The organism is Syntrophorhabdaceae bacterium (genome assembly GCA_036504895.1).
Taxonomy (GTDB): Bacteria; Desulfobacterota; Syntrophorhabdia; order Syntrophorhabdales; family Syntrophorhabdaceae; genus PNOM01.
This window is the reverse complement of the sequence record DASXUJ010000077.1, coordinates 21339-31654: the sequence shown is the minus strand read 5'-3', so window position 1 is coordinate 31654 and position 10316 is coordinate 21339. Positions and strand designations below refer to the sequence as shown.

Annotated in this window: 11 protein-coding genes; 1 reads left to right on the top strand and 10 read right to left on the bottom strand. The window is 54.8% G+C overall.

Features of this window, described 5'->3' with window-relative positions; all coding sequences use genetic code 11:
* Window positions 1-489 precede the first annotated feature (489 nt).
* Window positions 490-1467 carry a DUF4931 domain-containing protein gene (locus VGJ94_10990; GenBank protein HEY3277137.1) on the top strand — a complete coding sequence of 326 codons (978 nt, stop codon included), beginning with the start codon at window positions 490-492 and terminating at the stop codon, window positions 1465-1467.
* 81 nt (window positions 1468-1548) lie between these two features.
* On the opposite strand, the gene VGJ94_10985 is transcribed toward VGJ94_10990, so the two are convergent.
* The 10 genes from VGJ94_10985 to VGJ94_10940 all read right to left on the bottom strand — a co-directional run bounded on the left by VGJ94_10985 (window position 1549) and on the right by VGJ94_10940 (window position 10282).
* The gene (locus tag VGJ94_10985) at window positions 1549-1974 is read right to left on the bottom strand and encodes a hypothetical protein (protein ID HEY3277136.1); all 426 of its coding nucleotides are present in this window, start codon (window positions 1972-1974) and stop codon (window positions 1549-1551) included.
* 85 nt (window positions 1975-2059) lie between these two features.
* Window positions 2060-3190 carry a glycosyltransferase family 4 protein gene (locus VGJ94_10980; GenBank protein ID HEY3277135.1) on the bottom strand — a complete coding sequence of 377 codons (1131 nt, stop codon included), beginning with the start codon at window positions 3188-3190 and terminating at the stop codon, window positions 2060-2062.
* Between the two features lie 4 nt (window positions 3191-3194).
* On the bottom strand, window positions 3195-4304 hold the full coding sequence (locus tag VGJ94_10975; protein ID HEY3277134.1) for a DegT/DnrJ/EryC1/StrS family aminotransferase: 1110 nt from the start codon (window positions 4302-4304) through the stop codon (window positions 3195-3197).
* Window positions 4305-4624: 320 nt separating this feature from the next.
* Window positions 4625-4915 carry a hypothetical protein gene (locus VGJ94_10970; protein HEY3277133.1) on the bottom strand — a complete coding sequence of 97 codons (291 nt, stop codon included), beginning with the start codon at window positions 4913-4915 and terminating at the stop codon, window positions 4625-4627.
* Between the two features lie 241 nt (window positions 4916-5156).
* On the bottom strand, window positions 5157-5348 hold the full coding sequence (locus VGJ94_10965; GenBank protein HEY3277132.1) for a hypothetical protein: 192 nt from the start codon (window positions 5346-5348) through the stop codon (window positions 5157-5159).
* A gap of 303 nt (window positions 5349-5651) precedes the next feature.
* Complete coding sequence (locus tag VGJ94_10960; protein ID HEY3277131.1) at window positions 5652-6335, bottom strand: hemolysin III family protein; 684 nt, start codon at window positions 6333-6335, stop codon at window positions 5652-5654.
* Window positions 6336-6423: 88 nt separating this feature from the next.
* A complete protein-coding gene (locus VGJ94_10955; GenBank protein ID HEY3277130.1) occupies window positions 6424-7251 on the bottom strand; it encodes a nitroreductase family protein in 828 nt (275 codons plus the stop codon).
* A 99-nt stretch (window positions 7252-7350) separates the two neighbouring features.
* Window positions 7351-8310, bottom strand: a complete 960-nt coding sequence (locus VGJ94_10950; protein HEY3277129.1) for an alpha-L-glutamate ligase-like protein — start codon at window positions 8308-8310, stop codon at window positions 7351-7353.
* The gene (locus tag VGJ94_10945; protein HEY3277128.1) at window positions 8307-9836 is read right to left on the bottom strand and encodes a UUP1 family membrane protein; all 1530 of its coding nucleotides are present in this window, start codon (window positions 9834-9836) and stop codon (window positions 8307-8309) included. The genes VGJ94_10950 and VGJ94_10945 overlap by 4 nt, the downstream gene beginning before the upstream one ends.
* Window positions 9833-10282, bottom strand: a complete 450-nt coding sequence (locus VGJ94_10940; GenBank protein HEY3277127.1) for a RimK/LysX family protein — start codon at window positions 10280-10282, stop codon at window positions 9833-9835. The genes VGJ94_10945 and VGJ94_10940 overlap by 4 nt, the downstream gene beginning before the upstream one ends.
* Window positions 10283-10316: the final 34 nt, after the last annotated feature.

Here is a 10316-nt window from a genome sequence, read left to right as displayed (position 1 = left end):
ACTGCAGGGGAAGAGTGTTTCATTGTCCACGTAAACCCTCTCAAGTGACTGTATTTACAGGCTTATTGTACCACATGGCGTGAAGAGGGTCCAGGGAAAAGAGGGGAATGGAGGGATTATTTCACACGTTCTACGGCGACGCCCTCCGATGCTCCCCTAGCGGCACACCTGGAACTTCCGCCCCGTGCCAGGGGCCACTCCAGCCGGCAATTATTTTTATAATAATATGGTGCCGGCAGAAAAGAATAGTTGATTTAGGGAGCGGACGGGGTTACGGGTGTAATGAATGCTGCAGATTAGATTCAGTTTTGACACCATTATTCGTGAATCCGATCCTGAGTGCATAATTAGACAATGATAGGGAAAGTTATCTAGCCTCATTTATTATCCGTCTCCTTCTCGTTGGCCGTCAACAAACACTCCAATCTTCCCTTCGTCCTTCTTCTGCCTCTGTTTGACAAAGAAAAGCCTATAGCTTATTATTACCGAATGATTGAATTTCGTCGTGACCCGGTGTCGGGTAACTGGACGCTTGCGGGGTATGTTTCTACCAAGAGCGATTTTGTTGGTGAGTGTCCCTTTTGTCCGGGCCATGAGCAGGCTACGCCGCCAACTATACGGGAAGTTACCGATATGAACGGGGCGTGGCTGATGCGCTGTTTTGCGGCCGAGAACCCTGATTTTGTGGTGGACGCGGAGGAGTTGAAGCGGGCCGAGGGGCTTTATGATAAAATGGGGAATCTCGGCGCCCATGAAATCATCGTCGAGTCGAGGGACCATACGAAGACCGCCGCCGGCTTTACTGAAGCAGAGCTTCTGCTTGTGTATGATTTTTACATGGATCGCATCAGGGACCTGAAGAAAGACAAGAGGTTCAAATATATACAGGTGTTCCGGAACCATGGGGAGCTTGCGGGGTCCTATATCTCCCATCCCCATTCCCACGTCCTCGCTACTCCTATTGTGCCCCGGCGGATCGAGATGGAGCTGGAAAACGGCCGGAGGCACTACCAGAAGAAGGAACGGTGCCTCTTTTGCGATATTGTTGCCCAGGAAGCACGGCAGAATAAGAGGGTCGTGGGGATTAACACGAGTTTTGTCGCCTTATGCCCCTTTGCGCCGAGGTTCCCTTACGAGGTTTGGATATTGCCCCGCTACCACGACGATAGCTTCGAGCACCCCGTGGGCGAAGCCGCGAGGAGGGATTTTGCCGGTCTCATGGTCGATACCATGAAAAGACTCGAGAAAGTAACAAACTCCTATTCCATGGTGCTCCATACATCGCCCAATTTTGCGAAAGGAAGAGCGGAAGACGATAATGTGCCGGTAAGTGAATTCTTCCATTGGCACATCGAGATACTGCCGCGGGACCTGAGGACTTCCCGGTATAAACGGGAGGACCAGTTCTATGTGGTTTCCGTCACTCCCGAGGAAGCAGCCGCTACACTCAAGACCCAAAAAATATAAAGGGCCTTCGGCTGACATGCCGCGGCCCCTGTCGGATATCTGACACTCCCGTTCAATTCATGAACAGGGGCGCCGGCACGCCTACCTTCCCCTTTTCTTTGCTACCACCACTACCGGAGCTGTCCTGAGTCCTTCCACATAGGTCCTCATCTGGGCGAGGTCAGTCTTTATTTTCTCCTGTTCCATGGTCGATTCACTCAACTTTTTTTCGAATTTCGTCTGCACTGTGGCAAGCTCAAGCTTGGGATCGAGAGAGGCTACCTGGGCCTTCAGGGTTTTCAGGTCCGACAGGTCGGATTTCAAGGTGGTGATCTCCGCTTTGAGGACCGTCACCATAGTCCCGAGGGCCACTATAAGCATGACGGTGAGCAGGGTCGTGACAGGAAAATTTCTCCAAAACGTCTTCCTCGCGGTCCCCTGAACCGGTTTCATCCTGTTCCGGTCGTGCACCACGCGGAGGAGGTCCTCAAGGTCTACTGTGTTTTTGTCTACGCTTATTCCTGTCATGTGGGTAACCTCTCAGTGTAGTAGTGGGTGTCTCTCCACTCTCCTATGCAAATTGAGGACCACAGGTTGGGGCGGGAAGATTCGGTTATCTCTTCCCCATAAGGAGGAGCGTTTCGTAGAATTTTTTTAATGCCCGGGCCTGGGCGGTGTATGTCCACTTTCTTTTCGCGGCTTCCCTCGCGTACTCCCCGAAAGCCTTTTTTCGTTCCGGGTGTTCGAGGATCAGGAGGATCTTCTCCGCCAGATCGCGTGGATCGGAGCGGGCCACGAAGCCCGACCTGCCGTCTTCCACGAGCTCGGGCAGCATCCCCGCCTCGGAGACTATGGCCGGCTTACCCATGGCCATGACTTCCCGCAGCGCCCGGGCGCTCCCGTCGCTGCCTGCCCGCATCATGAGGAAGAGATCGAAGGCGGAGATGACGGAGAAGTAGTCTGCCACCCGGTATCCGGCGAGGACCACGTGATCGGATATTCCAAGCTCGGCAAGGGGTTTTCCGATGCTCTCTTCGACCTGCGAGCTTCGTCCCACGATCACGAGCTTCACCCGGTCCGTCTTTTCCAATACAAGTTTGAAGGCTTTTAGAATAAGATCATAGCCCCGATCGGGCTTGAGTCTTCCGATCACGCCGATCACCAATTCGTCCGGACCTATGCCAAGGCCTGTCCTCATCTCTTCCACGGGCCCCTCGTAAGGGGTGATGCCGGGGGGGATGACGCAGGACCTTTCCCGGGGGAAACGAAACCGGGTGATGTCCTGCTCCATGATCTTCGTGCTGTAGGTGACGAGCCCGTCCGTTCTTCCGAAGGCCGCAGCCATGAAAGGGCTTGCCTCGAGACCGTCCCTCTTGTGGTCCGTCCTGACGATAAGGGGTCTTTTCCCCGCAAAGGCGAGGGCCATGAGCCCGGTGAAGTGGTCGTGGGAGAGATTGGTGTGGAGAATGTCGATCCCCTCCCTCTTCACGTACGACCGGATGGCACGGTAATCGTATATCCAGTCAGACAGGGAAAAATACCTGTTCAGGCGGAAGCCGTCGAAGCATGGGATCTCTGCCTTGCGGGCCTCTTTCTCCACAGTGCGGTCGGGATATTCCATGGGCGTCTTTCGGAAGGCCATGGTCACGTCGACGCCTGCTGCGGTCAAGGCCTTACACAAGGAGACGGTCGGCTCCGCGGGACCGGTCCATTTCCAGTCGCTGAAGAGGTGAAGGACTTTCATAGGCTCACGATCCGTAAAACTCCTTTATCACCCCTGCCACATATCGGACTTCCTCCTCCTGGAGCGAGGGGTACATGGGCAGGGTGATGATCTCGAAAATCGCCTTTTCGGCTACGGGGAAGGAGCCCGCCTTATATCCGAGCCGGCTGTATACCTTTTGCAGGTGAACGGCTGTAGGGTAGTGGATGAGGGTGGTGACCCCCTTGTCCGCGAGGTATGCCCTCAGCTCGTCCCGTTTTTCCGACCGGATGACGAAGAGGTGGTATACGTGGCGGGTCCACTGGGCTTCTTCGGGCAGCACGACAGGCACGCCCCGAAGCTCTTCCTTATAGAGCCGGGCAAGCTCCCGTCTCCTCTCGTTCCACCCATCGAGCAGGGGGAGCTTCCTCATGAGCAGGGCCGCCTGGATGCTGTCGAGGCGCGAGTTGAATCCCTCCGTCACATGGGCGTGCTTTCCCTCCTCCCCGAAGGTCCTCAATTTCAAAGCATTGCGATAGATCTCCTCGGAGTCGGTGACCACGATGCCGCCGTCCCCGAAGCAGCCGAGGTTCTTGGTGGGGTAGAAGCTGAATGCCGCCACATCTCCCAGGCTTCCCACCTTTTTCCCTTTATAAAGGGCGCCGTGGGCCTGGCAGGCGTCTTCCATGACCCTCACTCCGTGCCGGGCGCAGACGTCGGCGATCTCATCCATGGGCGTCGCGTGACCGTAGAGGTGCACGGGTATGCAGACTTTCACGTCCTTGTGTGCATTCAGGGCATTATCGAGACTCTGGGGGTCCATATTGAATGTCTCCGCCGAGATGTCACAGAAGACGGGCATGATCCCTTGAGCGGACAGGGCCATGGTGGTGGCAACATAAGTGTGGGGAACGGTGATGATCTTATCCGCAGGGGTGAGGCCAAGGGCGATCCCGGCGATCCTCACCGCATCCGTGCCGTTGCCCACGCCCACCGCATATTTAACGCCGATATAGGAGGCGAAGGCCTCTTCGAGGGCCCTCACATGGGCACCGAGGATGAATTCACCGCCGGATATGACGTCTTCGAAGATCCTGACCAGATCAGGCTTGATCTCCTGATGGTCCCGCTGAAGATTAAAAATATTTACCTTCACGCCCGCTCCTTTCGTTCGAATGAGACGACGTACTATACCACACAAGGTCCGGCCTGTTCCAGTTTTGTTGGTGGTCATTGATGATGGGGAGCGCGAGGCAGGTTCTAATGTCGTGCGGACCAAAGCCTCGACTCGACCGCGGCTTCGAGGGAATCACAGTAAGCAGGCACCGCGAGAACGGCAATTTTTTTGAACCCTTAAAGGGAGAGTGACCAACGTTCTATGCGAATGTCAGGTCTCAGGCAATGCCTCAGGCGGAAGGGGCACCTGATGGGCCCTTGGGGCCAGGTGGGCCTTCCCTGTCCGTCCCACGCGGTACATTAAAGGGTCTGTATTATCGAAGTAACGGTGACTTCAAGTACTCGTGTGAGAAATGAAAATTTGCTTTTCATCATATCAAATTCAGACCCCGATTTGATGAATCGTGCGGTGCCTTCAAGAAGGTATCCCGTGCCGGGACCCATGCGACCGTCCACTTCCTTGGTTCCGATAGTGAGCAAGGCTTTGTTATTCTTCAGCGTTTTCCCTTCGGTCTTCCTCATTTTCCACGCGGGAATGAAGAGCCTTCCATCGTCCGGTATTACAAGGTAGCTATTCCAGGTGTTTACCACATGGGCTTCACCATCGGAACAGGAAGCGGAGGAGTTGTTCCGGAATAGATTAAGAAACAGGTCTCTCCGTTGGTTGTATGATCAGGTACACAATGATTTTTCAGAGGAGAAGAAGGGGGCAATAACCGAATGGATTAAATCCATATGACCTTTCAGACCCATGGAACCCCCGGCAGAGCGTCGGGGGCTTTCCACGTGAGTTGACAGGGGTGCCCGATCACGCTGAAAACGAGCTCCGCCCTTATCCCTTCTTCATACCCGCCTTAAACATGTCTTTCATCTGTTGCTCCATCATGGGCGGCATATCGGGATGTTTTTCTTTGGCGTGGACCTTGCCTGCCGCCATAAGTTTGTTTACGGCCTCATCGTCATTCGGGGCATCGACCTTAACTTCGTAATTGCACGGTGCAGGACACTTAAAGGAATACTCCATGACTTTTGCCTCCTCTTACATCGAGTGTACATCATGGGATGGGCCCTGTAATCCGCCCTCCTCCTTGATTCCTAAGCACAGAAGAAGGGGCTGTCAAGCAAGCCGCTTTCCGGGAAAGCGGTGGTCCATTAGCTTGTAGAAGAAACCAGGAAGGAGAGGAGGGGCGCAATAAGTGCAAATGGGGGTCGGATTCGGCCCCTCTCCTGTTAACGAGGAGGCATGAGGATGTGTCGCACTGGTCAACTGCAGCCTGACTGAACCCGAACGGATCTTCTCCGAACGCCTTGTCGGCTTTAAGATGTCCTATCTCCCATTACGAAGAATCAAATAAATCGAGAAAAAGTGCATTATGCTTCCGGCTATGACGAAGAGATGCCACGTGAAGTGTGTCCACTTGATCTTTTTCATGGCATAGAATGCCGTTCCAATCAGGTAAAAAGATCCTCCGATAAGCAATAAGTACCAGCTGATGTTGCTGCCGCTGACAGTCATCAGATTCGTTTTCACCGAGGGATATGCAAAAATAATAATCAGTCCCATCATAATATATGAGATAGCAGAGAGTTTGCGCATCCTCGAACCGAATACTGCGTAGAATGTAATGCCGATTGCGGCCAATCCCCATATCAAGCCGAATATTGTCCATCCCAATGCACCGTGCAAAATTGTAAGACAATATGCGGTATATGTACCTGCTATCAGCGAATATATCGACGTGTGATCGAAAATACCAAATACCTGTTTTGCCACCCTGTTTGTCAACGCATGGTACAATGTTGATGCCATGTAAAGAATAATCATTGATGCGCCAAAGATGGTAAAACCGACGATATATGAAGTTCTATACTCTATCGGCGCATACCTCTCGGCTCGTATGATAAGAAAAATGAGACCGGCGATGGAAAGTCCCGTTCCTATGCCGTGTGTAATGGCACTGGCTATTTCTTCACCAAGGGCATAATCGGTTCTTATCGAATCACTTGACATAAAGACTCCTATTTCCTTCTCCCGGCCTTCATTCTTCCCTTCTTCAGTATTCCGTCTTTGCTTTGCCCGGGCAATGGGCTTCCCTGCCTCACCTGAAGGTTATCTTCGGCGGTTTTCTGCCTGCCAGAAGGCGGTATTTCACGGCGGGATAGCCGAGCATCATGGGGTAGTGGTGGGGGTGGTCTTCCGGAATGCCTGCTGCATTCTTAAGGGCAGGCGATGAAAGGAGGGCCCTTTGGAGGAGGCCGGCCCAGCAGGTCCCCAGGCCTTTCGCGGGGGCCAGGAGGTCGAGGTAGGAGAGGGCCAGGGTGAGGTCCACCATGCCGTTCATAGCGATTTTCGGCGCCGAGGCTGCGATCAGCACGGGTGCGTTTCTCAGTATCGAGTCCTTGCCGCTGTCCCATGACTTCACGATCATGGGGAGGTAAGGAGCGGAGAGGGTAAGCTGGGAATCCGTATTCAAGGCCTCCCGAAGCCATTCGGCGGCGAGGCGGGCGATTTCGTGGATCTGGGCCCTGTCGGTCAGGACCTGCCACTCCACGAGCTGGGTGTTTCCCCCTGTGGGCGCATAACGGGCCGCTTCGATCAGCTCCCGGATCGCCGCTTTTTCCACGGGCCGGTCTTTATAAAGGCGGATAGAACGCCGGGAACGAAGGAACTGCACAGCCTGGGCCTCATTGATCAAAAGGTCTTCATTTATGGGAGGACACCCGGCGAGAGGGATCTTCTCGTGCCTCAACGCCCCATGGGGGCACACCGCCACGCAATGACCGCACCGCGTACACGCGCTCTCCCCCCAGGAAACCATAGCAGGATAACCATTTTCAGTTTCCATACTGATAATCCCCCCGGGGCAGGTCCACGCACAAATCCCATCCTTCTTACACTTCTCTTCATCGATGATAAGAAAACCCATATCTATACCTCTGAATTTATTAAGTCGCGACTCTTATGTCGTTAAGACTATACGCTCCTGGTTTTCGCTCCGGGCTGTTACTATCGACTATCGACTATTTTAGTCCCTATTGTTGCCGAAAGTCTTCATTGCCCATTCTACGCGGCTTTCGGGTGAGGAAAATATCTCTGAAGGGGCACGGTCTATCAGGTTGAGGCGGCTCTTGAGGCCTGTCCCGTTGGCAACCTGGATCTGCAGTCCCGGACGGGCGTTCATCTCGAGCATGAGGGGGCCTTCCGATATATCAATCACGAGGTCCACGCCCAGATAGCCGAGACCGGTCATATCGCTGCCTTTCGCCGCGGTGAGGAGCATCTCCTTCCAACCGGGTATGCGAATGCCTGCGATAGGATTGCCGGTGTCCGGGTGAACGGTCACTACTTCCGAACCGTGCACTGCCGAAAGAGTCTCGCCCCTCGCCATATCGATACCCGCGCCAAGAGCGCCCCGGTGGATATTGGCCTTTCCGTCGGATGCCTGTGTGGGGAGACGGACCATGGCCATGGCGGGTACGCCGCGGTATGCGATAATGCGTATATCGGGTACCCCTTCATAGGTAACGGCGGCAAACAGAGGATCGGGGTGGACCAGGGCCTCCATGATAGCCTTGTCTTCAAGGCCTTCAAGGGAATAGATACCGGCGAGGATGTCGAAAATATGGTAAAGGAAGTCATCCTTTGAAATGACTGCCCCGCTTTGTTTGATGAACCCCTCCCCGTTTCGGTCTGTAATGAGCACGATACCGCTCCCTCCGGAACCGCGCGCAGGTTTCAGGGCAAAAGAGCGGTGGTCTCCCAGGGCTTGCTCGAAATTGTTGATTTCGCCATGGTTCTCTATCACGAGGTACAACTGTGGAGTAGGGATCGAAAACTCCGCGGCGAGACGCTTGGTGATAATCTTATCGTCCACCATAGGGAAAGAGGAGCGGGCATTTTGTGCCATTATATATTCGGCATTCCGGCTGTTCATGCCGAGGATGCCCATCTGCCTGAGCCATTTTATGGCGCCGGGACCGTTCATCTCTGGTTAAGCGCCCGGAAGCGCAGGATCTCCGAAAGGCGGTAGCCCGTGTAGCGGCCGATCAATATCTGCAGAGCCGCAAGCACGAGAAGGAGTTCCGGGTAGACGAAGAAGGTGAGCTGAAGGGTTTCGAGGTGGAGGATCAGGTGGGTTATGGCCGCAACGGCCGCACTCCCGACCGCACTTTTGAGCCCCTCCCGCGCTCCTGACTCCTCGACGATCACGTAAAAACGCTCGATCATCATGGTGAGGATGACGAAAGGCAGGAGACCCACGGACATAAGCTCCCGCACGTCGAGCTTATAGCCCACCACGGCGAGAAAGGCGAAGCACCCTATCACTACCGTGAGGACCACGGAAAGACGGGGCACGAGAAGAAGGTGGAGTTTGTCGAGGAGCAGGCGCAGTACGTAGCCTATCAGGATTACCCCTGTGAAAATCGCAAGCCCGTATCCGAGACCCGTGCTTCGGAAGGCAAGGGCCATCAGGACCGGCATGAAAATGCCGAAAGTGGGAAAGCCGATGATATTTCTGAGGATACAGACCATAAGTGCGCCTATAGGCACGAGTAAGAGTATCCGGAACGTCGCCTGAAACTCGGGAGGCAGGGAAAAGAGAGACCACCGGTTAAGGATCCTGTCCGGGGTGCGGAGCCGGTCGAAATAGGCAATCCATTGACTCACGATCTGGGGGCTCAGGTTGTAGCGTATTTCCGGAGCACTCGCCCTGGAAACGGTCAAGGGGGGGTTGTCGCCGGCGGTCAGAGGAAGGAATGATACGGAGCTGTCGTATATTGCCCCCGTATCCGGATGTACATGTACCCATCGGGTGCCAGCCCATACCACAATCCAGTTGATAGGCGTCCGGAAGACGCCTTCCGTGAGGAGAAGGCCGTTTTGAAGCCGCGCGGCCAAATCCGAAGCCCTGAATAACCCGAGTAAAGCCCTTGTGGCGCCATGGCGGGAGACCAGAAATGCCCATGCCGAAAGATCCTTGGGATCGGGCTGGGAGCCGCGCCAGGTACCTGAGGCGGACTCGCATATTGCCCTGAGCCGATCCTCCGTTGGGAGGCGGGACCAGAGGGCTGCCAGGCGGATGGCGAGTTCGCGGTCACTTTCGGAGAAAGAGGGAGGATATTCTCCGGGGTCCATGCTCCTTACCCTGAAAGTTCTCAGAGGTCTTACGAGAATCGACGCCCTGTAATTGACGAGAGTTCCTGTGGAACCCGTATTTCCCGACCATATTCCTATCTGGTCCTGGCCCTCGCGAAGGAGATTGAAAGTGAGGTTTCCGGAAACAATGCGCTCCTCCGTCACGGCAATGGTCCCCCGGCTGGCGGGAAGGCCCATCTTTAGGGAGACACCCTTTTCGTTCCCTTTGAGGATTGCTTCTATGGAAAGCTGCCATACTTTGATCGAGGCTGCAGGGACAAGAGGATAGCCGAGGTGGACTACCCTATAGACAATGAGCACCGCGGCAATGACTACAAGAAGGGCCGCCACCAGAACCGCGGGGTGTCTTTTCACTGGGCGGCGACCCCGGCACAACTGGGCTTCAGGATATTGACGCAGACGCAGTCGACCACATAACCCCTTTCCAGAATGTTTCGCCCGATGATCATGGGATATTTCATTCCCGAGCGGTCTATGAGGTTGACCCGGGCACGGACCACTTTGGGTCCCACGCAGATATCCATCTCAACCACAGGCCTGCGCTGCTGGCCCGAGGCTGACCTGACGCTTTCCACCCCGACCAGGGGGAGACTAATCTGCATGCCTCCATGTTTTCCGGGCAATTTGAAATCGGCGATACCGTCGGTCACCGTAAGCTCACGGGCATCAAGGGAGGTTGTGGCCGCACCCGTATCGATACGTGCAGGAACCCTGGTTCCCCAAGGCAGCAGGATTACATCTTCGGCCAGGCCGATCGGTATTTTCTCCTGAGCCTGGTTTTGAGTTTGCCCGTCAGCCATATTTCCTCCGAAGAGAATGAATAGAATCAAAAAC

Coding starts and splice junctions, on each gene's coding strand:
- VGJ94_10960 (HEY3277131.1), bottom strand. CDS start 6,335: ATGTCAAGTGATTCGATAAGAACCGATTATGCCCTTGGTGAAGAAATA.
- VGJ94_10950 (HEY3277129.1), bottom strand. CDS start 8,310: ATGAACGGTCCCGGCGCCATAAAATGGCTCAGGCAGATGGGCATCCTC.
- VGJ94_10955 (HEY3277130.1), bottom strand. CDS start 7,251: ATGGGTTTTCTTATCATCGATGAAGAGAAGTGTAAGAAGGATGGGATT.
- VGJ94_10985 (HEY3277136.1), bottom strand. CDS start 1,974: ATGACAGGAATAAGCGTAGACAAAAACACAGTAGACCTTGAGGACCTC.
- VGJ94_10940 (HEY3277127.1), bottom strand. CDS start 10,282: ATGGCTGACGGGCAAACTCAAAACCAGGCTCAGGAGAAAATACCGATC.
- VGJ94_10990 (HEY3277137.1), top strand. CDS start 490: ATGATTGAATTTCGTCGTGACCCGGTGTCGGGTAACTGGACGCTTGCG.
- VGJ94_10980 (HEY3277135.1), bottom strand. CDS start 3,190: ATGAAAGTCCTTCACCTCTTCAGCGACTGGAAATGGACCGGTCCCGCG.
- VGJ94_10965 (HEY3277132.1), bottom strand. CDS start 5,348: ATGGAGTATTCCTTTAAGTGTCCTGCACCGTGCAATTACGAAGTTAAG.